This window comes from Alcanivorax profundi, assembly GCF_003597125.1.
Classification (GTDB): domain Bacteria; phylum Pseudomonadota; class Gammaproteobacteria; order Pseudomonadales; family Alcanivoracaceae; genus Alcanivorax; species Alcanivorax profundi.
The window spans coordinates 1,079,909-1,100,699 of sequence record NZ_QYYA01000001.1; the positions used below are offsets into that span (position 1 = coordinate 1,079,909).

Consider the following 20,791-nt stretch of genomic DNA (forward strand, 5'->3'; position numbering starts at 1 on the left):
ACAGGAAGGCACCATGACCCAATACCGCGCACTGGCGTGCAGCCCTGATGGTTTTGGTCAGTCCGTGACAACAGGGTGACGCCGGCGAAAATCCTCAATGACCCGAGCCACATCACCGGGCTGCTCCATGTGAAGATGATGACGCCCGGGCAACCGCACCACTTCGGCATTGGCGAGCCATTCAAGACGATGATCAAAGGACCCCTGCCCTCCCATACCCTGCTCACCCAACACCAGACATACCGGTGCGGTAATGTGGCGCAGAAAGCCTTCCACCTGCTCTTCTGTCAGCCGCAGGGACGAGGTAAGTCGCAAGCGACTGTCGGCACGCCAGGTCCAGCCGCCGTCCACCGGCATCAACCCCCGCTCAACCAGTAACGCTGACGCCTCATGGCTCAGTCCACCAAACCCCTTGGTTCGGGCCGCAACGGCATCGGCTACCTCCGTGTAAACCGGCTTGCGCTTCCCCGGTAGTGCCTGCATGTCATCCAGCGCCTTGCGCAAGGTCGTTGCGACCTCCTTGCCCGGCGTCGCCGGTGGGCCCAGCCCTTCAATCAGCACCAGCCGGGACACTCGCTCCGGGCAGGCGGCGGCGAACAGACAGGCAATCCCCGCGCCCATGGAATGCCCGACCAAGGTGAAACGCTCCCAACCCAGTTGATCCGCCACGGCCTGAACATCTCGCACATGGTCCACGAGGTGGGTTACCACCTCCGGGGGACGGTGCCCAGAATGGCCATGCCCGGAAAAGTCCATCGCCACCATCGGACACTCCAGATGCGTGGCAAGTGGCACATAGGACGCTGCATTATCAAGCCAGCCATGCAAGGCCAGCACAGGCTCACCCTGACCCTCCCACTGCAACGCGGTGAGGGTCTGGCCAAACACCGAAAAATGTCGTTCTACCGGCTTCATACTGTGGCCTCCTGTGCTAACAGCGCGTCCAGGATTTCCCGAAACAAAGCGAGCGTCGCCTCGGGTTTTTCGAGCGGATACATGTGGGAGCCGTCTGCGATGCGATGTAACATGCCATGGCGCCGAACATGGCGCTGGGCGCTATGCAGGAACGGGGAAGGCGAGTGCCGCCCTGTGACAATGGCCCCCGGCACCCTCAGTCGTGGCATGCGCGTAGCCGAAGTGGGGGTTTCACGGAAAATGGCCACCTCGACTTCAGGCCGAAAACGCAGACGCCAACCCCCGTTAAACGGCTCCAACCCAGCCTTTAGATAGTCATCCAGACAACGTGGATCGAAAGCCCGAAACAACCCCCGAGAACCGAAATAGCCCTCCACCGCCGGCCAGTCAGGCCAGAAATCCAACCGCCCCTTGCTCTTGCCTGCTGGCGTCACACGATCAACCTGTTTTGCCAATTTGGCAGCCGCAATCAGCATCCCATGGATGCCATTCATCATCGGCGGGTCCAGCATGATCAGCGCAGAAAACCACTCCGGGCGTCGCTGGGCGACCAGATACATCAATACGGATCCCAGTGAATGCCCCGCCCCTACCAGGGGTTTCGGCAATGACGCCAGCTCGGCTTCCAGCTCCAGGCTCAGGCTGTGCCAACCGGCATCGACGGGATAAGACGGATTGTGGCCAACCCGGTCAATAACATGGAGGGTGTACTCATCCTTGAGAGGGGCCAGAAAAGTGTCATAACTGTGACCAGGAATACCATTGGCATGGGCAAACGCCAATACCGGCTTTTGGCCAGAAACTTCAGACATGGAATCTCCCTCAAGGTCCACAAGGACCTGGTGTATGTCAGGTGCGACAAAACCACCATCATAGCCAACTCTGTTTACCCCGGGCCATGTCCGATAACGCCATAGGCAGTCCCGCCTCGGACACCGGCCAATGGTGTACAATGCGCGCACCAAGGAGGCGCTATGACCCTGATTTCATTCAATATCAACGGCATTCGTGCCCGTCTGCACCAACTCCAGGCGGTTATCGACAAGTATCAGCCGGCCCTGATCGGCCTGCAGGAAACCAAGGTCCACGACCCGGAATTCCCTGAGCAGGCAGTACGGGACATGGGCTACCACCCCTACTATTTCGGCCAGAAAGGTCACTACGGTGTCGCGCTGATTACCCGCGAGCCACTGGAATCGGTGCAATACGGCTTCCCTACCGATGAAGACGATGCACAGCGCCGCATGATCATTGGCACACTCAAGCATCGTGATGGCTCCTTGATCACCGTCCTGAACGGCTATTTCCCGCAGGGGGAAAACCGCGAGCACCCGGTCAAATTCCCAGCCAAGGAAAAGTTCTATCAGGATCTGCAGAACTACCTTGATCAGCACCAAAGTCCGGAACAGCAGGTGGTTGTCATGGGCGACTTCAACATCTCCTCAACCGATCTTGATATTGGCATTGGCGAAGCCAACCGCAAACGCTGGCTGCGCGAAGGCAAGACCAGCTTCCTGCCGGAAGAGCGCGAATGGTGGGCACGACTGACTGGATGGGGGCTGACGGATACCTTCCGTCACCAGAACCCGGACACCGATGATGTGTTTTCCTGGTTTGATTACCGCTCCCGCGGATTCGAACGCGAACCCCGTCGGGGACTGCGTATCGATACCTTGCTGGCCACCGAGTCACTGATGGCCAAACTCAATCAGACCGGTGTGGACTACGAGCTGCGCGGCATGGAAAAGCCGTCTGACCACTGCCCGGTCTGGGCAAGCTTCAAGGGCTAGGCGCCATGAAGATCAAACTGCACCCTGAAAAACTCAAGGCCAATCTGGATTCCGTCGGCTTCCTGATCGACCTGTTCATGATCGCCCTGGTGCTGTTCAACCTGGGTTTGATCCTGTTCGACTGGTTATTTCAGGTGCAGTTTGTTCAGTCCGGCCTCGCGACACTGTTGCCGGCGTTTCATGATTTTTACCGCGATACCATTCACAACGACTTCCTGTTCTATGATCTCTGCTTTGTAGCAGTGTATCTGACCGAATTTGTCGTTCGCTGGATTGCGGCCATTGTCCGAAACACCTACCACCGCTGGTTTTTTTACCCTTTCGCGCACTGGTATGACTTGCTGGGGTGTATTCCGGTCGGCAGTTTCCGCTGGCTGCGGATTCTTCGTGTCGTCAGCCTGCTGCTGCGGCTACAACGCATGGGCATTATTGATCTGTCCCAGACCTGGCTCGGCCAGACCCTGATCAAGTACTACACCGTGGTGGTCGAAGAAATTTCTGATCGGGTGGTCATCAATGTGCTGAGCGGCGCCCAGAAGGAAATCGGGGGCGGCAGCCCATTACTGCATCGTATCGAGTCTGAGGTTCTGGCCCCGCGGCAAGACCGGCTGGTGCAGTTCATCGCCGAGCGCATTGCGACTGCGACACGCAAGACCCATGGGGAATACCGGGATGAACTGGCTGGCTACTTTGCCCACCTTACCGATGAGGCCATCGTTCGGACCCAGGCAGGACGGCGATTGGCCGCGATCCCCGTCGCGGGTCCCAGAGCCATCGCGCTGCTAGGGGAGGCAGTGCGCGAAACAGGGTCGGCATTTGTGGACCAGTTGGTCGACGATCTGGCCTCACCCGCCCATCGCCCGCAACTGGAACAGCTGCTGCACGACGCCATTGGCGCTGCCATGGGTGAAGAAGGTGAGCAACTTGACTCATTGGTGCGCGACACCCTGATGGACATACTGGAACAGATCAAACAGCAAGTCGCTGTCCAGCAATGGAAGCTGGAAGAACAGGACGACACTGCCCAAAACTGATACTCTCGAACCACGGGGAAATGACCATTACCACCGGGATCAGCATGGATAACAACACTAACACCACCACCGATGCGGACAACGACCTGCCCCGCCCCAGGGTATTGATGGTCGATGACACCCCCCAGAATCTGGTCGCCCTGGAAGTGGTACTGGAAGACCTCGATTGTGAGCTCGATAGTGTCACCAGCGGCGATGCCGCCCTTGCCCGCCTGCTAAAGCATGACTATGCACTGGTGTTACTGGATGTGCAGATGCCGGGCATGGACGGCTTCGAGGTCGCGGAACTAATGCGATCTCATCAGCGTACCCAGACGATTCCTATTATTTTCGTCACCGCCCTTTCCAAAGAAACCCGCTTTGTCCAACAAGGTTATCGCTGTGGCGCCGTGGATTACCTGTTCAAACCCATTGAACCTATGCTATTGCAGAGCAAGGTAAACTTTTTCCTGGGGCTGGATCGACAGAAAAAACGACTGGAGGCCAAGCTGGCACAAGCCAGACGGTCGGAAGCGCAGATGAAAGCCCTGTACGGGGAGCAATGATCCCTGTAAAAAATCGGGAACGTTGTCAGGACGACACACAAGCAGTAAATCATGGCCTTAAGACTTCCGGGATACCGAATTACCGAACGGCTGGGCAAGGGCGGGATGGCCCATGTATTTCTGGCCACACAGCATTCCTTTGAGCGTCAGGTGGCGATCAAGATCCTCACGCCAGCCCTTGCGCTGGAACCGCGCTTTGCCGAGCAATTCATGCGAGAAGCGCGCACCGTTGCCAGTCTCAACCACCCTCATATCGTGCCGGTATACGACGTTGGCGAATATGAAGGCTATTATTATTTGAGCATGGAATACGTGACCGGCGGCAACCTCAAGCAGCGTACCCGCAATGGTATGGGCCCCAGCGATGCCGAATCCGTTCTGCGTCAACTGGCCAGTGCACTGGACTATGCTGGACAACACGGCTTCATCCACCGTGACGTCAAGCCCGACAACATCATGTTCCGGGGGGACGGCTCCGCCTTGCTGATGGATTTTGGCATCGCCACCAATGCGCTGAAGTCCAATGATCTGGCTCAACAGAACACCGCCATCGGAACACCTAAATACATGAGCCCCGAGCAGCACCGTTCGCAAGTGCTGACATTACAATCGGATCTGTATTCATTGGGTTGTGTGTTCTACGAAATGCTCTGTGGAGACCCACCTTACCAAGCCGCAGATCCTGCTGCGATGGCTCAGGCCCACTTGCGCAACCCTGTTCCACTGCTACCGCTGAAGCTACGCCATTACCAACCCCTGGTACGGAAACTGATGGCCAAAGACCCGGCCGACAGGCCCGAGAGCGGTGGTGAAGTGATTGCCTTGCTGGATAATCTCGAGGGGGCGCCGGAGCACTACGGCAAAGAGCGGGCACGTTACCGACCGCAGGAGAATGGCCCAAACGCCCCCCTGACGCCCAGGCTTCGCCTTAAGGAAAGCAAGGAAGGCCTGAGTTGGCGCGGCACACTCTACCGCTATGATGTGTATCTGGTCGCCGATGACTTTGAACAGTTTCAGGATCACTTCCCGGTACTCAAGTCGGCATTGCTGGATTGGCATGAACAGCGCGGCAGTCGCTGCAAGTCAGTGACAATCAAGGCCACGATTCATCCCTGGATCAGTGCTCGGGTGAAAGAGTATCTGAAAGGGTTACGTCAACTTGAAGGCATGACCTTCCTGTCTCGCCTGCCGATTACCTTGAATCTGGTGGGCTCCGATGGTGAGCCTATTGAACGACTGCAGTGGCAAGCGGACCAACCAGACGATACCTCGAAGGCTTAAACCGCTGGGGAAACCGAAAGCCTGTAAGCCTCTGTTATCATGACATAAAAAAAGCACCAACCGGGGTTGGTGCTTCAATTTCTGCCTAATGTCACGATGCAAGGAGTCATCGCCTTCCCCCCTTAGGGGTGGTTCCGATGACGCGGTCAGGAGTCTGCCATGCGTTCATGCGTCATCAAGGTCAGATTACGTCAGCGGGCGTTTGGCTGCCCAGTGCCAATCGGCGAACGGTCGAAGTTCCGCTATCGAGGGTCGATTCTGGCCGACTAACGGCTCGCCATGCTCTCCCCGGGACTACGCAGCCACATCAACCTTGCACCATCGGCTGCCGCCACATCCATGTCCAGACACGCTACCGTCCCCACAGAGAAACCAATGCGGCTGGTATGCCCCGTCCACAGGGCTGTCAGCTGGGCTACAAACGGCATATGACTGACCAGAACGGTATTCTCTCTTGGCGGGTTCGCCAACAGCCAGTCAAACAGGGCCTGGGGCGATGCCTCTGGCACAAGAGAGTCACATTCCTGCCTCGCCAAGCCTCCGTAAACCTGGTCAATGCAGTCTGCGGTTTGCTGGGCCCGCACATAAGGGCTGGCCACCAATGCAGACACCACAATGCCGCTCTCGCGCATCTGCTGCCAATGTGCCAGTAACGCAACGCGACCACTGTCCGTCAGTGGCCGCAGATCGTCGCTGGGCGCCATGGCCACCGCCTGTCCATGGCGGCTGATAAACAGCTTCATTGGCTGGCCCCGGCTAGCTGGAATTCCACATCGTGCTTGTATTCACCACTCATCAGATTCTGGATCATCAACTGGAGAGGCTGCTGCTTGTAGACGATTTCATGCAGTGCCGTCGCCAAGGGCATATAGACATCCAATTCAGAGGCTTTGTCGGCCACCAGCTTGATGGTGTTAATCCCTTCTGCCGTTTGCCCCAAGGTGGCCACCGCTTCATCCAGGGATTTTCCCTGCCCAAGCTGAAAGCCCACCTGATAGTTCCGTGAGAGGCTGGAAGTACAGGTGGCGATAAGATCCCCAACCCCGGACAGGCCCAGGAACGTCATCGGGTTGGCGCCCAGTTCCACCGCGAAGCGGCTCATTTCAGCCAACGCACGGGTGATCAGGAAGCTGCGGCTGTTTTCACCCACACCAATAGCCGCCGCCATGCCTGACGCCACCGCATAGATATTCTTGAGCGCACCGCCAAGCTCGACCCCATAGATATCCGGGTTGTCATACACCCGGAAGTAGTCGCAGCTCAGCGCCGACTGGACAGTCTGGCACAGCTCACTGTCGGGACTGGCGATCACTGTCCCGGTAAATTTCTGTTCGACGATTTCCTTGGCCAGATTGGGGCCACTGAGCACACCGATACGGGTGTGTGGCCAGTACTGATGCAACAACTCGCTCATCAGTAAAAAGCCATCGGCATAGATGCCCTTGGTACAACTGATCACCAGAGTGCCATCGGGCACCCACTGCCGGGCTTGCTCGAGTACCTCCGCAAACGCCTTGCTGGGGATCGCCACAAACACCATGTCCGCCTTGCTGAGGGCTTCCTCCAGGCTATCAGTGGCCATGACACCATCGGGTAGCTCCGCCCCCGGCAGGTAACGGCTGTTTTCCCGGTCGAGATTAATGGCCGCGGCGGTTTCCGGATCACGAACCCAGAGGCTCACTCCATGGCCATTCGCCGCCAGGATACTGGCCATGGCAGTGCCAAAACTGCCTCCACCCAGGATGGCGGCATTGTATTTCTGCTGCGTCATAAGAACGCCTTTTTACTGCTTTTGGGCATCATAAAGCAGTTAACCGTGAATAGTGAACAGTTAACCGGTTCCTGTATTTTTCCTTTCGAATAACGAATGAGGCCGCACCCAAGCCCGGGCGCGGCCTCAAATCGCGACTCAGATACAAGCCTGATTCGCGCAGCTATTAACTATTAACTGTTAATTATTAACTGCACTTACTAGCATCTGATGCATGCGACGAGCCGTGGCCGCCGGATCTTTCGGCAACTGCCCCTCGGCCAGCATGGCCTGATCGAGCAACAACGCGGCAAGGTCGTTGAAACGCTCACCGTCGTCCACCGTCCCCAGCGCCTTGAGCAGATCATGATCCAGGTTCACTTCCAGCACCGGCTTGTTCTCCGGTACCGGTTGACCGGCCGCTTCCAGCATCCGGCGCATTTGTGGGCCCAGTTGATCTTCAGCCAACACCAGACAAGAAGGCGAATCCACCAGTCGGCGAGTCGCGCGGACGCTTTCTACCTGCTCTGCCAGGCTGTCTTTCAATCGTGCCACCAGCGGGTTATCGCTTTCTGCCTCCCCGGCAGCCTCGTCCAGGTCCAGCTCTCCGCGTGCGGCATTGACCAGTTTCACGTCCTTATAGCTGTCCAGATAACTCACCATCCATTCGTCGACGGGGTCACTCAGCAACAGGACTTCAATGCCCTTTTTACGGAATACCTCCAGGTGCGGACTGTTCAGCGCCGCAGAGGGAGTGTCAGCAAGCAGATAATAGATGCTCTCTTGCTCAGCCGGTTTACGCTCAAGGTAGGCATCAAGACGGGTAACGCCCTCTTCCTCATGAGTAGACGCAAAACGCAACAGGGCGGCGATAGCTTCACGGTTATCCGCATCCTCGCCAATACCTTCTTTCAGAACCTGTCCAAACTGACTCCAAAACGCCTTGTACTGCTCTTCATCGTTACTCAGCTTCTTGAGCATCTGCAGAACACGCTTGGTCAGAGCCGCACGAATTTTCTGCACAGGCCCATAGTCCTGCAGGAGCTCACGGCTGACATTCAAGGGAAGGTCGGGCGCGTCGATCACGCCCTTCACAAAGCGGAGATACTGAGGCAGAAACTGCTCGGCATCATCCATGATGAAAACACGCTGTACATACAGTTTCAGGCCGCGATTGGCATCGCGATGATACAAGTCAAACGGGGCACGGGCCGGCAAGTAAAGCAGGCTCGTGTATTCCAGGGCGCCCTCAACCTTGTTGTGACTCCAGCTCAAGGCATCCTGAAAGTCATGGCTGATATGCTTGTAGAAGCTCTGGTATTCCTCATCGGAAACTTCCTGCCGTGGGCGCTGCCACAGTGCAGTAGCCGAGTTGAGAGTTTCACTACTCTCCTCAGCGTCACCCTCAGCGGGCGTCAGCAAATTAATCGGAAAGGCAACGTGGTCGGAATACTGATTGATCACCTGGCGAATCTTGAACGGATCCAGAAAATCCCGGGCATCGTCACGTAGATGCAGTATCACGGCGGTGCCTGGCTGCAAACGCTCAATACCTTCCACGGTAAACTCACCCTGGCCGTCACTCTCCCAGCGGACCCCTGAGGCCTTATCGCTGCCGGCCTTGCGCGTCTCGACGGTGACCTTGTCAGCAACGATAAACGCGGAATAAAAACCCACGCCAAACTGGCCGATGAGCTGGGCATCCTTCTTCTGGTCACCACTGAGCTGGGCAAGAAACTTCTCTGTACCAGAACGGGCAATGGTGCCGAGATTGTCCACCACATCGCTTTCATCCATGCCGATGCCGTTATCGGCCACGGTCAGCGTACCCGCCTCCTTGTCGATGGTCAGGGTGATTGCCGGCTCCGCGCCCTCCCCGATCAAGGCAGGATTATCCAGAGACTGGAAACGCAGCTTGTCGCAGGCATCCGAGGCATTGGATACCAGCTCACGCAGGAAAATCTCGCGGTTGCTGTACAGCGAGTGGATCATCAGGTGCAACAGACGGGAGACTTCCGCCTGAAAACCATGGGTTTGTTTTTCTGTAGACACAACAGACTCCTGAAGCAGTATCAAACTGTCAGGAGAATGAGGCCAAAGGCGGGATTTTCAAGTGCCAGCAGGGCTGGATGTCGGTATTGTAGACTGTCACTATTAGTGGCGGATATTACTTCCCAATCAAGTGATCGAGAGCAGAATCCAGATCCGGGTAACGGAAAATGAAGCCTTGCTGTTCAAGGCGCCGGGGATACACTCTTTGCCCCCCCAGAAGCATGCCGGATAATTCGCCTAAACCAATCCTGAGTGCCGTTGCCGGAACCTTCAACATGACAGGCCTGTGCAGCTTACCGCCAAGCTTTCGATGAAATTCACTCTGGGTGACAGGCGCTGGGGCACAGGCATTGAATAACCCTTCAATGCCGGGTGTTTCCAGAGCACGAACCAGAATAGCGACCATGTCGTCAATGTGAACCCAGCTCAACCACTGGTTACCTTCCCCCATCTTGGCACCCAGGCCCAACTTGTATAGGGGCAACAACTGTTTGAGCATGCCTCCGTCACGGCCTAACACGATCCCTGTGCGTATTAGGCAAAGGCGCACCCCTTGGCGGGACACAGGGCGCGCCGCCTGCTCCCAGGCATCACACAGGCGGTACCCGAAATCCTTCTTTCGGGCTGGACTGTCCTCTGTGAGTTCTGCATTGCCGGCGTCGCCGTAAAAACCAACGGCCGACCCGGAAACAAGCACGGCCGGCTTGCGTTCGAGGCGAGACACCAAGCTAACGATATCCTCCGTGACTCCCACCCTGGAGGCGAACAGGGTTTCCTTACGGCGGCGGGTCCAACGACCGGCAAACAGACTCTCCCCGGCAAGGTTTACAATGCCATCAATCACTTCATCGCCAGCAATCTCATCCAGTGATGAAAGCAGGCGAGTACCTTCCGGTAACCCGCGGGCACTACGGCGGGGCTTTCGTGTCAAAACAATGAGCTGATGGCCGTGCGCAACAAGCCGCCGACAAAGGTGGCGACCTATGAAGCCGCTCCCACCGGTAAGAAGAATTTTCAACGTGTCGCCTCGATAGAACGAATAGTGTTGAGATCGTAGAAAAACTCTATATTGCCCGCCCCCATCGGCACACTCAAGGTGAGGTGGTCATCATTGACAGAATGCAAAATACCCGTTCGTACAGGCACATCTTCTGCACGAATGGAGACATTCTTTCCAATTAACTGGCGATATCGAGCCGCTTCACTCTCCGTCATGTCTGGTGACGACGGCGTGAGGCTTTGCGCAGATGGATTTTCCATCTGTGTGTCCTCAGAAACGACGGCGGCTTGCGCCATTTCAGGAGAAGCCGCTGTATCGGGACCATCAGAGGCCTGTTCAAGGAGCACTTTTTGGCCATTGACCAGGGTTAATGAAACCAGCTCTTGATCGGAGACACTGCGTTCGACCACGCCACTACCGACATTAATTTCAAGCCATAGGCGCTTTGCTGAGATACGACGAAGCACCCCGTCCAACTTTCGGCCGCTGTCTGTTTCGAGTACAACAGCCTGGTCAACAAACGCGACCAGTTCCGGAAACGTCTTAACCATGGGTGGAAGCGTCTCTTCTTGTGAAACCTTCGGTGCCTCAGCGACCGGTGACACCAACGCCATGGCGCCTTCTTTGGCAGGAGTGATAACTTCAGCATGCATGGACCCGGGCTCTACCGACCACCCCACATCACTCTTTTCAAGACGCACAACCCGCTCTTCAACCGCTCCGTTCGTCAGCAGTACGCGGCTTGTCACCTCACCGGTAGATTCACCGCGACGCAGGATCACATGACGAGTCTTGACCGACTTCAGAGCCCCTTCAGGGAACTGGGTAGTGAGGTACTCTCTAGCTACGTATGCTAGGGTATCCTCATGATCAAAATGCAGATCTACCTTCCCCCCCAGGTAACGTAGGTGGTTGGTATATGCGGTAAACTCACCACTCAGGTAGCTCTTGAAACTGTCAGGCATCACCAAAGACAGGGAACCGGATAACTGCCCGGTATCCAGCGGCGCGAGAGCCAGCTCCATCCGGTAGCCACCCTCAAAAATGCGCGTCTCGGGGAAATCCTTGCCCGGTTCCTTCCAGGAGAGATGGACAACAGGAACCTCTTCATCGGAAGGGTTCACCAGGACATTACGGCGTTCGGTAATATCCTCTGGCTTCCAACCGACCAGAATACGCACCTCAAGGGCAGGCAAGAAATCTTCCCCCTGACTGATGGTCAACACACCATCAATCAACGCCACCCGGTCATAGCGGAAACTATCGCCATGAAGTCGACCAGAAAGGGGCTTTCCCTGGCGCTTGACGACCAATAACGCGGCTTCTTCCGAAGACACAAACGATGTCGTGGTGGCCATTTTTTCGCCACGTTGCACCTGGCCGGTTTGATGCGCCAGGGGGCTGACGGAAATGCTGGCATCGTTCGTATCCGCCGAGAGAATGGCGATGCCAACCGCTGTGAGTAACACCCCGGCGACCCGGCCCAACGCCCACCAACGATAGCCTTCCCAATTTCCCTGAACCTGTCCCAGACTGACAAGCGGAACCAGAAAAAAAACGGGGCTGTGGCCTCTGTGACTGGCTTCATTCATCAGCCCCAGGGTTGTCACAATAATTGCACTCACCCCAATAATGATTAGCAGCTCTGCCATTTTTTATTCTCTCTCCTGAACAGCCCGCCTCAAGTACCCGTCAGCGTCAGCCGCCCCCGAAGAAGTTCGCCCCTCGGGGAACACTGCGGTCCCGCCTGAACCTCACTTTACAAAGCTGCCGCCCGGCATTCCAGCACTTAAGTAACTGATTTTTCTCAATCATGGTCAGGGTTGATCTGTTTCACACTCTTCATGCGCTGGACGGGTATCCATGACGCCGCCCGCGAGTCTTAAACGTCCTTCCAGTTACGCCCCCAAACCGCCTGTCAACCGTAATAAAAAAATGCTTGTATGGAAGAAAACCAGACGATATATAGGCGCTGTGGACTTTGGAAAACCGGAAAACCGGACCAACAGGCCGAACAATGTGGTTGTTTGAGGAGGTCAGAACAGGAGGCCACCATGAGTAACCGTCGTACAGAGAAAGACTACGATTCGGAAGACCTGCTGATGAACGAAGATTTCGATATCCTGGATGACGATATGGATGAGGAGGAGCAGGAAGCGCGCAGCGCGCGCAGCCGTGCCTTCAACATGGATATGCGTCATCGCATCGAAGATCGTCTGGAGGAGCGCCGTCTGCGCAAGGAACTCAATGATTATGAGTCCTTTGAGCTTGACGACGACATACTTCACTAGACCTGGCAGCCCTGGCCATCACGGATTAACGCCAGGGTCGCCCGCAGGCTTTAGAAAGGCCACGGCCCTGCCCTGTGGGCAGCTCAAGATTATACGATCACCACGGTGCTCCGTTTGTGCTGATATTTCGAGCACAACCATAAAAAAGGCCGGCATAATGCCGGCCTTTTTTGTCACTGGCTGAATATTACCAACCTGTGAGCTCTTTGAGCGCCAGGCCAATGCCGGCCGGGTTACGCGTGGTCTTCACGCCTGCCGCTTCCAGGGCCGCAAACTTCTCGTCTGCAGTGCCCTTGCCGCCAGCGATGATCGCGCCAGCGTGGCCCATACGCTTGCCAGGAGGCGCAGTAACGCCAGCAATGTAGCTCACTACCGGTTTGGTCACGTGTTCCTTGATGTAGGCCGCCGCCTCATCTTCAGCAGTACCGCCGATCTCACCCACCATGATGATGGCTTCCGTCTGCGGATCGTTCTGGAACAGTTCCAGCGCGTCGATGAAGGTCATGCCTGGAATCGGGTCACCGCCGATACCGATACAAGTGGACTGACCGAAGCCCAGCTTGGTGGTCTGGTTTACCGCTTCATAGGTCAGGGTACCGGAGCGGGACACGATGCCCACTTTGCCCGGCTGATGGATATGACCGGGCATGATGCCGATCTTGCACTGACCCGGAGTGATCACGCCCGGACAGTTCGGCCCGATCAGGCGTACACCGCCCTTGCGGGTGATGTATTCCTTCACATACAGCATATCCAGTGCAGGAATGCCTTCAGTGATGCAGACGATCAGCTCGATACCTGCATCAGCGGCTTCCAGAATGGAGTCCTTGCAGAACGCAGCCGGTACGTAAATGACGCTGGCAGTGGCACCGGTTTCAGCAACCGCTTCCGCCACGGTGTTGAAAACCGGCAGGCCCAAATGGGTCTGGCCACCTTTACCCGGGGTTACACCACCGACCATTTGCGTGCCATATTCGATGGCCTGCTCGGAGTGGAAGGTGCCCTGGCTACCAGTGAAACCCTGGCAGATAACCTTGGTGTTCTTGTCGATCAGGACGCTCATGCGGCACCTCCAACAGCTTTCACTACCTGCTCGGCAGCGTCTTCAAAACTTTCTGCGGCGATGATGTTCATGCCGCTCTCGGCCAGTTTCTGCGCGCCCAGCTCAGCGTTGTTACCTTCCAGACGAACTACCACCGGTACGGTCACACCCACTTCTTCTACCGCGCCGATGATGCCTTCAGCAATCAGGTCACAACGCACGATGCCACCGAAGATGTTAACCAGAACGCCCTTCACCTTGTCGTCGGACAGGATGATCTTGAAGGCTTCGGTTACACGCTCTTTGGTCGCGCCACCGCCCACGTCCAGGAAGTTGGCCGGTGCGCCCCCTTTCAGCTGCACCAGATCCATGGTGCCCATGGCCAGGCCTGCGCCATTCACCATGCAACCGATGTTGCCGTCCAGCGCTACATAGTTCAGTTCCCACTCGGCCGCGCGACGCTCGCGCGCATCTTCCTGGGAAGGATCTTCCAGTGCCTTGATATCCGCATGACGGTACAGGGCTGAGCCGTCCACGTTGATCTTGGCATCCAGGCAGTGCAGGTCACCGGCTTCGGTGATCACCAGCGGGTTAACCTCGATCAGGGCCAGATCCTTGTCGATGAACAGTTGCGCCAGACCCACAAAAATCTTGGCAAACTGGTTGACCTGCTTGCCTTCCAGACCCAGCTGGAACGCGATCTCACGCGCCTGATAGGGCTGCGCACCCACCAGCGGATCAATCTCTGCACGCAGGATCTTTTCCGGGGTTTCTTCAGCCACGGTCTCAATGTCCATACCACCTTCAGTGGAGGCCATGAAAACGACACGACGGCTGGCACGGTCCAGGACCGCACTCAGGTACAATTCCTTGGCGATGTCGGTACAGGTTTCGACCAAAATCTTGGTCACAGGCTGCCCTTTCTCATCGGTCTGGAACGTCACCAGGTTCTTGCCCAGCCACTGCTCGGCAAAGGCAGCGGCTTCTTCAGCGCTGTCCACCAGCTTTACACCACCCGCCTTACCACGGCCGCCAGCGTGTACCTGGGCTTTCACAACCCACTTGTCACCGCCGATCTCTTTGGTTTTGGCTGCAACCTCTTCAGGAGTGTCACAAGCGAAACCGGTAGAGACTGGCAAACCATAGTCAGCAAAAAGCTGCTTTGACTGATACTCATGGAGATTCATGCCAATACTTCCATCCTGTTGAATGATTTGGCGCCCTTGCGGGCGCCGATTTTTCGCTGCCGTTCTGCGCCGTTATTTTTTGCGACGACGCTGGGCCACATGAATGGCTTTGTAATCCACAGCCAATGCAGCTTCATGAACGGTTTCTGACAGGCTCGGATGACCGAACACCATCAACTGCAAATCTTCTGCCGTTGCACCGAACTCCATCGCAATTGCGCCTTGCTGGATAAGTTCAGAGGCCTGCGGACCCACGATATGCATCCCAAGAACGCGGTCCGTTTTCTCATCAACCACAAACTTGACCATGCCGCCGGTCTCGCCAGCAGCCATCGCTCGTCCATTCGCGGCAAACGGCACCACACCGGTCTTGTAGGCATCACCGGATTCCTTCACTTCTTCTTCGGTCTTGCCTACCCATGCCACTTCCGGGTGGGTATAGATCACACCGGGGATCACGTCATAGTTCACCTGGGTGTGCTCATCCATGATGACTTCGGCCACCATGACACCTTCCTCGATGGCCTTGTGGGCCAGCGCCGGTCCACGCACAAGATCACCAATGGCGTAAACGCCGGGCACATCAGTGCGGCACTGGCTGTCTACGTAGATGAAGTTACGCTCATCCAGGCTGACACCGGCATCCTGGCTCAGTAGCCCTTCGGTGTAGGGGCGACGGCCAACGGCCACAATCAGCTTGTCGAAGCTTTCTGTGTGCTCGCCATCCTTGTCGCTGTAGGTCACCTTGACCTTGGTCTTGGTGGTTTCAGATCCGGTCACACGGGCACCAAGACGAATATCCAACCCCTGCTTCTCGAGCTGTTTATGGGCGTCTTTGGCAATCTGCTTGTCGACCATCGGCAGGAACGCATCCACAGCCTCCAGGACAACCACTTCGCTACCAAGGCGATTCCAGACACTGCCGAGCTCTAGCCCGATCACGCCAGCACCGATCACGCCAAGGCGCTTGGGCACCTTGTCAAACTCCAGCGCACCCGTGGAGTCAACGACCAGGTTCTGATCTACCGGCGCCACAGGAATATCCACCGGCACAGAACCGGCGGCCAGCACCACATGCTCAGCCTCAATCGTCTGTGCCTCACCACCATCCAGCGGCTGAAATTCCACCTGTTTCCCGGCTTTCAGCTGGCCGGAGCCCTGCAGCCAGGTCACCTTGTTGGCCTTGAACAACTGAGCGATGCCGCCAGTCAGGTTTTTAACGATGGTGTCCTTGCGCTGTAGCATGGTGGCCAGATCCAGGTCAGAGCCCTTGATCTTGATACCGTGTTCAGCCAGTGAGGACTCCGTCTCGTGGTATTTCCAGGATGAATCCAGCAGCGCCTTGGAAGGGATGCAGCCCACGTTCAGGCAGGTTCCGCCCAATGCCGGCTCATCCTGTTTGTTAATACGTTTCTCGATACAGGCGGTGTTCAACCCCAGCTGGGCACAGCGAATGGCAGTTACATAACCGCCGGGGCCACCACCAATAACGACGACGTCGAATTTGTCAGACATGTTCTTTCCTCTCGGGGAACTGCCCCACCCTGCCTCAGCAGGGTGGGGCGTGTTGCGTGCAGGCGTTAGATATCCAGCAGAAGACGTGCCGGGTCTTCGATAAAGTTCTTCACCGTTACCAGGAATTGCACCGCTTCCTTGCCATCAATGAGTCGATGGTCATAGGACAGAGCCAGATACATCATCGGCAGGATCTCTACCTTGCCATCCACAGCCATGGGGCGTTCCTGGATCTTGTGCATCCCCAGAATAGCGGTCTGCGGCGGGTTGAGAATCGGCGTGGAGATCAGGGAACCGAACACACCACCATTGGAAATGGTAAAGGTGCCCCCGGTCATCTCTTCAATGGACAGTTTGCCTTTCTGGGCTTTCTGACCGAAGTCGATGATCTGGGATTCCACTTCTGCCAGACCTCGCTGATCTGCATCACGAATCACCGGCACCACCAGGCCACGTTCGGTAGACACTGCAACACCTACGTCGTAGTAGCCGTGGTAAACAATATCGTCACCATCGATGGACGCATTCACCGCCGGGAAACGTTTCAGCGCTTCCACACAGGCGCGGGTAAAGAAGCCCATGAAGCCCAGACGCACGTTATGTGCCTTCTCGAACTCCGGCTGGTAGTTCTTGCGCATTTCCATGATCGGCTTCATGTTGACCTCGTTGAAGGTGGTCAACATGGCCGCGTCCTGCTGGGCTGACACCAGACGCTCGGCAATACGCTTGCGCAGACGAGTCATCGGAACCCGACGCTCTTCGCGCTCACCCGGTGCGGCAGGCACTTCGGCGGTGGCGGGCTGCTGCGGTGCCGGCTGGCTGGCACGCTGCTCGGCTTTCTCGCCGATGGCCTTTTCCACGTCCTGCTTGGTGATACGGCCACCCTTACCGGAGCCAGACACCTGACTGGCGGCAATGCCGTGCTCGCTCATCAGCTTGCGAGCGGCAGGGCCAGCCTGGTCAGACGCGCTGCTGTCGTCGCTGGCTTCAGCCGCCGGAGCAGCAGCCTCTTGCTTCTCTGCAGGGGCGTCCTTGGCTTCGGAAGAAGGCGCGGAACCGCTGGCACCTTCTTCGAAGTTGGCCAGAACCTGTTGGCTCTCAACGGTGTCACCTTCACCAGCCAGAATCTTGCTGATCACCCCATCCGCGGGGGCCACTACTTCCAGAACCACTTTGTCGGTTTCGATATCTACCAGCAGTTCGTCACGCTTAACCGCTTCGCCTTCCTGCTTGTGCCAGGTGGCAACGGTGCCATCGGCTACGGATTCGGGAAACTGCGGGGCTTTGATTTCAGTCGCCATGACTAATCCTTATTTACTTGATCTCAAAGGCGTCCTGAACCAGACGCTGCTGTTGTTCGACGTGCAGGGACATGGACCCGGCGGCTGGCGCCGCGGCCATTTCACGACCTGCGTAATGCACCTGGGCGACACCCACCTGATACGCAACCCGGTACATGTGGTGTTGAGAGCAGTACCAGGCACCCTGGTTCATCGGCTCTTCCTGGCACCACACCAGGTGTTTCAGGTTCGGGTAGGTCTCCAGCACTTCTTTCAGTCGCTGCTCAGGGAACGGATAAAGCTGCTCCACTCGCACCAGAGCGGTGTCGGTGCGGCCATCGCTGTCACGTTTTTCCAGCAGGTCGTAGTAGACCTTGCCGGAGCACAGCACCACCCGGTTCACCTTCTCGGGATTCAGATCCGCCGGGTCATCCAGCACGGTCTCGAACTTGCCCTGGGCCAGATCCTCCAGAGAAGACACAGCTTTCTTGTGCCGCAACAGGCTTTTCGGGCTCATCACCACCAACGGCTTGCGCAGCGGGCGTACCGCCTGACGACGTAACAGATGGAAGATCTGGGAGGGGGTGCTCGGCACACAGACCTGCATATTGTGCTCGGCGCACAATTGCAGGAAACGCTCAAGACGCGCGGAGGAGTGCTCCGGACCCTGCCCTTCGTAACCATGTGGCAACAGCATGGTCAAGCCACACAGACGCGCCCATTTGGCTTCACCGGACGAAATGAACTGGTCGATCACCACCTGGGCACCGTTGGCGAAGTCGCCAAACTGGGCCTCCCAGATCACCAGCGATTTCGGCGTGGTGGTGGCATAACCGTATTCGAAGCCCAGCACGGCCTCTTCCGAGAGCAATGAATCGTAGATGTCGAAGCGCGGCTGCTCGCCATAAAGATGCTGGAGGCCAACATATGCCTCACCATCCTTCTGGTTATGCAGCACCGCATGGCGGTGGGAGAAGGTGCCACGGCCACAGTCCTGACCGGTCAGGCGAACATGAAAGCCCTGATCCAGCAATGACGCATACGCCAGCGTTTCGGCGTAGCCCCAGTTCAGGGGCATGGCGCCAGCCGTCATTTTGCGGCGGTCTTCCACAATTTTCTTCACCTGACGCTGGGGCACAAAGCCTTCCGGCAAGGTTTCCAGACGGTTGGCAAGATCCTGCAGCTTTTTCAGCGCAGTCGAGGTATCCCAGTCATCCTCTACTTGATGACCGATGTAGGGAGACCAGTCTACAAACAGCGCCTTGTTGGGCTCGCGCACCAGGGACTTCACCACGTGATTTCCCGCATCCAGCATGTCGCGGTAATCATCCACCGCTTTCTGGGCTTCCTGCTCACTGATTACGCCTTGATTGATCAGGCGCTCAGCGTACAAAGTACGGGTGGTCGGATGGCTCTTGATCTTCTTGTACATCAGCGGCTGGGTGCCAGACGGCTCGTCCGCTTCGTTGTGCCCAAGACGACGGTAGCAGATCATGTCGATCACCACGTCTTTCTTGAATTGCATGCGGTAGTCCACCGCCAGCTGAGTCACGAAGTAGACCGCTTCCGGATCATCTGCATTTACGTGGAAGATCGGCGCCTGCACCATCTTCGCCACGTCAGTACAGTATTCGGTAGAACGGGCATCTTCTCGACGGCTGGTAGTAAAGCCTACCTGGTTGTTGATGACGATGTGCAGGCTTCCACCCGTGTAGAAACCGCGGGTCTGGGACATCTGGAAGGTTTCCATCACCACGCCCTGACCGGCAAACGCCGCATCACCGTGAATGAGGATGGGCACAACCTGGTCACCGCCTTCATCATTACGGCGATCCTGGCGAGCACGAACGGAGCCTTCCACCACCGGAGAGACGATCTCCAGATGGGAGGGGTTGAACGCCATGGCCAGATGCACTTCGCCACCGGAGGTCAACACATTGGAGGAGAAGCCCTGGTGGTACTTCACGTCACCGGAGCCGGATTCGATGAAGCTCTTGCCATCGAATTCCTCGAAAAGATCCTTGGGGCTCTTGCCAAGGGTATTCACCAGCACATTCAAGCGGCCACGGTGGGCCATGCCAATGACCATTTCCTTGGCGCCATAGCTGCCTACCCGCTGGATCATTTCATCCATCAACGGAATCAGTGACTCACCGCCCTCCAGACCAAAGCGTTTGGTACCGGGGTATTTGCTGCCCAGGTACTTTTCCAGGCCTTCGGCGGCGGAGAGACGCTCAAGAATATGTCCCTTGATGTCCTTGCCATATTCGGGGTGACAACGAACGCCTTCCATGCGCTGCTGCAGCCAGCGTTTTTCTGCGGTGTTGACGATATGCATGTACTCTGCCCCAACGCTGGAGCAGTAAGTCGTTTGCAGACAATCAACGATTTCTCGCAGGGTGGCTTCCGGCTTGCCAATGAAAAGGTTGCCGGTCTGGAAAACGGTATCCAGGTCTGCCGGGCTCAGGCCATGATGCGCCAGTTCGAGATCAGGAACATCTTCACGCTCCATCAGCCCCAGCGGATCCAGCTTCGCGACCTGATGCCCCCGGTTGCGGTACGCCGCAATCAGGTGCAACACCCGCACCTGGCGCCGTTCATGCTCAGTGCTGACAGCACCGGCACCGAACTTCTGCACCCGGGAGCGATTTTTGGCTTGAAGCAGAAAGTATTCGCGTACAGCCGCATGGGGGACGTCAGATTCGACGGCGGCATCAACACTGGGGAGTTTTTCGAAATAGACGCGCCAGTCTTCTGGCACAGAATTGGGATCGGTCAGATAGGATTCGTACAGTTCATCGACATAGGCAGCATTGGCTCCTCCAATGTGCGAGGACTGCCATTGTCGCTGCATGGAACTGTCTTGCATTTTAGCTCGTTCCTTCCGCGGGAAGGATGTCACACGCTGTGGTAAGTGTAACTGCGACCACAGGGGAGTGACCCTGTTCCCGTACGCTTCTGTTTGTCAGGAGCAACGCCTTTTAAGCCCTGCTCCACCCACAAGATACAACAAAACCCTGCTTAGGCCGGGTAAGGCCATGACAGGTCGATGCCGTATCTCTCGAGGGGTTGCCTCGAACGCTGCCTAGTGTAGCCCTTTTATTGCGGT

General features: G+C 56.8%; 17 protein-coding genes. 5 read left to right on the forward strand and 12 right to left on the reverse strand.

Annotated elements, in window-relative coordinates:
- Nucleotides 1–57: 57 nt before the first annotated feature.
- Both D4A39_RS05025 and D4A39_RS05030 read right to left on the reverse strand, forming a co-directional pair.
- Nucleotides 58–915 carry an alpha/beta fold hydrolase gene (locus D4A39_RS05025; protein ID WP_022986625.1) on the reverse strand — a complete coding sequence of 286 codons (858 nt, stop codon included), beginning with the start codon at nt 913–915 and terminating at the stop codon, nt 58–60.
- On the reverse strand, nt 912–1,727 hold the full coding sequence (locus D4A39_RS05030; RefSeq protein ID WP_119917608.1) for an alpha/beta fold hydrolase: 816 nt from the start codon (nt 1,725–1,727) through the stop codon (nt 912–914). Before D4A39_RS05030 ends, D4A39_RS05025 begins: the two co-directional genes overlap by 4 nt.
- A 162-nt stretch (nt 1,728–1,889) precedes the next feature.
- Between D4A39_RS05030 and xthA the strand changes: the two genes are divergently transcribed.
- From xthA to D4A39_RS05050, 4 genes are read left to right on the forward strand one after another with little or no spacing between them, the layout of a single operon-like run.
- A complete protein-coding gene (xthA, locus tag D4A39_RS05035) occupies nt 1,890–2,705 on the forward strand; it encodes an exodeoxyribonuclease III (RefSeq protein ID WP_022986627.1) in 816 nt (271 codons plus the stop codon).
- 5 nt (nt 2,706–2,710) lie between these two features.
- Nucleotides 2,711–3,739 (forward strand): hypothetical protein, encoded by a 1,029-nt coding sequence (locus tag D4A39_RS05040; RefSeq protein ID WP_022986628.1) that lies wholly within the window; start codon nt 2,711–2,713, stop codon nt 3,737–3,739.
- Between the two features lie 44 nt (nt 3,740–3,783).
- The gene (locus D4A39_RS05045) at nt 3,784–4,284 is read left to right on the forward strand and encodes a response regulator (protein ID WP_031227040.1); all 501 of its coding nucleotides are present in this window, start codon (nt 3,784–3,786) and stop codon (nt 4,282–4,284) included.
- A gap of 51 nt (nt 4,285–4,335) precedes the next feature.
- A complete protein-coding gene (locus tag D4A39_RS05050) occupies nt 4,336–5,565 on the forward strand; it encodes a serine/threonine-protein kinase (RefSeq protein WP_199699418.1) in 1,230 nt (409 codons plus the stop codon).
- A 266-nt stretch (nt 5,566–5,831) separates the two neighbouring features.
- Here the strand turns inward: D4A39_RS05050 and sixA are convergent, their stop codons facing one another.
- From sixA to D4A39_RS05075, 5 genes are all read right to left on the reverse strand, one after another.
- Nucleotides 5,832–6,308, reverse strand: a complete 477-nt coding sequence (sixA, locus tag D4A39_RS05055; RefSeq protein WP_022986631.1) for a phosphohistidine phosphatase SixA — start codon at nt 6,306–6,308, stop codon at nt 5,832–5,834.
- Nucleotides 6,305–7,336, reverse strand: coding sequence for an NAD(P)H-dependent glycerol-3-phosphate dehydrogenase (locus tag D4A39_RS05060; protein ID WP_022986632.1), 1,032 nt, complete (start codon nt 7,334–7,336; stop codon nt 6,305–6,307). The genes sixA and D4A39_RS05060 overlap by 4 nt, the downstream gene beginning before the upstream one ends.
- A 180-nt stretch (nt 7,337–7,516) precedes the next feature.
- Nucleotides 7,517–9,367 carry a molecular chaperone HtpG gene (gene htpG / locus D4A39_RS05065; RefSeq protein ID WP_022986633.1) on the reverse strand — a complete coding sequence of 617 codons (1,851 nt, stop codon included), beginning with the start codon at nt 9,365–9,367 and terminating at the stop codon, nt 7,517–7,519.
- 115 nt (nt 9,368–9,482) lie between these two features.
- Nucleotides 9,483–10,385 (reverse strand): TIGR01777 family oxidoreductase, encoded by a 903-nt coding sequence (locus tag D4A39_RS05070; protein ID WP_022986634.1) that lies wholly within the window; start codon nt 10,383–10,385, stop codon nt 9,483–9,485.
- On the reverse strand, nt 10,382–12,019 hold the full coding sequence (locus D4A39_RS05075; RefSeq protein WP_022986635.1) for a hypothetical protein: 1,638 nt from the start codon (nt 12,017–12,019) through the stop codon (nt 10,382–10,384). Before D4A39_RS05075 ends, D4A39_RS05070 begins: the two co-directional genes overlap by 4 nt.
- A 402-nt stretch (nt 12,020–12,421) precedes the next feature.
- On the opposite strand from D4A39_RS05075, the gene D4A39_RS05080 reads away from it, so the two are divergent.
- The gene (locus D4A39_RS05080; RefSeq protein ID WP_022986636.1) at nt 12,422–12,658 is read left to right on the forward strand and encodes a PA3496 family putative envelope integrity protein; all 237 of its coding nucleotides are present in this window, start codon (nt 12,422–12,424) and stop codon (nt 12,656–12,658) included.
- A gap of 187 nt (nt 12,659–12,845) precedes the next feature.
- Here D4A39_RS05080 and sucD read toward each other — a convergent pair whose 3' ends face one another.
- The 5 genes from sucD to D4A39_RS05105 all read right to left on the reverse strand — a co-directional run bounded on the left by sucD (nt 12,846) and on the right by D4A39_RS05105 (nt 20,551).
- Nucleotides 12,846–13,721, reverse strand: a complete 876-nt coding sequence (gene sucD, locus D4A39_RS05085; protein ID WP_022986637.1) for a succinate--CoA ligase subunit alpha — start codon at nt 13,719–13,721, stop codon at nt 12,846–12,848.
- A complete protein-coding gene (gene sucC, locus D4A39_RS05090) occupies nt 13,718–14,887 on the reverse strand; it encodes an ADP-forming succinate--CoA ligase subunit beta (RefSeq protein WP_022986638.1) in 1,170 nt (389 codons plus the stop codon). The genes sucD and sucC overlap by 4 nt, the downstream gene beginning before the upstream one ends.
- Nucleotides 14,888–14,959: 72 nt before the next feature.
- Entirely contained in the window at nt 14,960–16,402 is a 1,443-nt protein-coding gene (gene lpdA / locus D4A39_RS05095; protein WP_022986639.1) for a dihydrolipoyl dehydrogenase, read from the reverse strand.
- A 65-nt stretch (nt 16,403–16,467) separates the two neighbouring features.
- The gene (gene odhB / locus D4A39_RS05100; RefSeq protein ID WP_022986640.1) at nt 16,468–17,703 is read right to left on the reverse strand and encodes a 2-oxoglutarate dehydrogenase complex dihydrolipoyllysine-residue succinyltransferase; all 1,236 of its coding nucleotides are present in this window, start codon (nt 17,701–17,703) and stop codon (nt 16,468–16,470) included.
- Nucleotides 17,704–17,716: 13 nt separating this feature from the next.
- The gene (locus tag D4A39_RS05105) at nt 17,717–20,551 is read right to left on the reverse strand and encodes a 2-oxoglutarate dehydrogenase E1 component (protein ID WP_022986641.1); all 2,835 of its coding nucleotides are present in this window, start codon (nt 20,549–20,551) and stop codon (nt 17,717–17,719) included.
- Nucleotides 20,552–20,791: the final 240 nt, after the last annotated feature.

Coding starts and splice junctions, on each gene's coding strand:
- D4A39_RS05025 (WP_022986625.1), bottom strand. CDS start 915: ATGAAGCCGGTAGAACGACATTTTTCGGTGTTTGGCCAGACCCTCACC.
- D4A39_RS05030 (WP_119917608.1), bottom strand. CDS start 1,727: ATGTCTGAAGTTTCTGGCCAAAAGCCGGTATTGGCGTTTGCCCATGCC.
- xthA (WP_022986627.1), top strand. CDS start 1,890: ATGACCCTGATTTCATTCAATATCAACGGCATTCGTGCCCGTCTGCAC.
- D4A39_RS05040 (WP_022986628.1), top strand. CDS start 2,711: ATGAAGATCAAACTGCACCCTGAAAAACTCAAGGCCAATCTGGATTCC.
- D4A39_RS05045 (WP_031227040.1), top strand. CDS start 3,784: ATGGATAACAACACTAACACCACCACCGATGCGGACAACGACCTGCCC.
- D4A39_RS05050 (WP_199699418.1), top strand. CDS start 4,336: ATGGCCTTAAGACTTCCGGGATACCGAATTACCGAACGGCTGGGCAAG.
- sixA (WP_022986631.1), bottom strand. CDS start 6,308: ATGAAGCTGTTTATCAGCCGCCATGGACAGGCGGTGGCCATGGCGCCC.
- D4A39_RS05060 (WP_022986632.1), bottom strand. CDS start 7,336: ATGACGCAGCAGAAATACAATGCCGCCATCCTGGGTGGAGGCAGTTTT.
- D4A39_RS05075 (WP_022986635.1), bottom strand. CDS start 12,019: ATGGCAGAGCTGCTAATCATTATTGGGGTGAGTGCAATTATTGTGACA.
- D4A39_RS05080 (WP_022986636.1), top strand. CDS start 12,422: ATGAGTAACCGTCGTACAGAGAAAGACTACGATTCGGAAGACCTGCTG.
- sucD (WP_022986637.1), bottom strand. CDS start 13,721: ATGAGCGTCCTGATCGACAAGAACACCAAGGTTATCTGCCAGGGTTTC.
- sucC (WP_022986638.1), bottom strand. CDS start 14,887: ATGAATCTCCATGAGTATCAGTCAAAGCAGCTTTTTGCTGACTATGGT.
- lpdA (WP_022986639.1), bottom strand. CDS start 16,402: ATGTCTGACAAATTCGACGTCGTCGTTATTGGTGGTGGCCCCGGCGGT.
- odhB (WP_022986640.1), bottom strand. CDS start 17,703: ATGGCGACTGAAATCAAAGCCCCGCAGTTTCCCGAATCCGTAGCCGAT.
- D4A39_RS05105 (WP_022986641.1), bottom strand. CDS start 20,551: ATGCAAGACAGTTCCATGCAGCGACAATGGCAGTCCTCGCACATTGGA.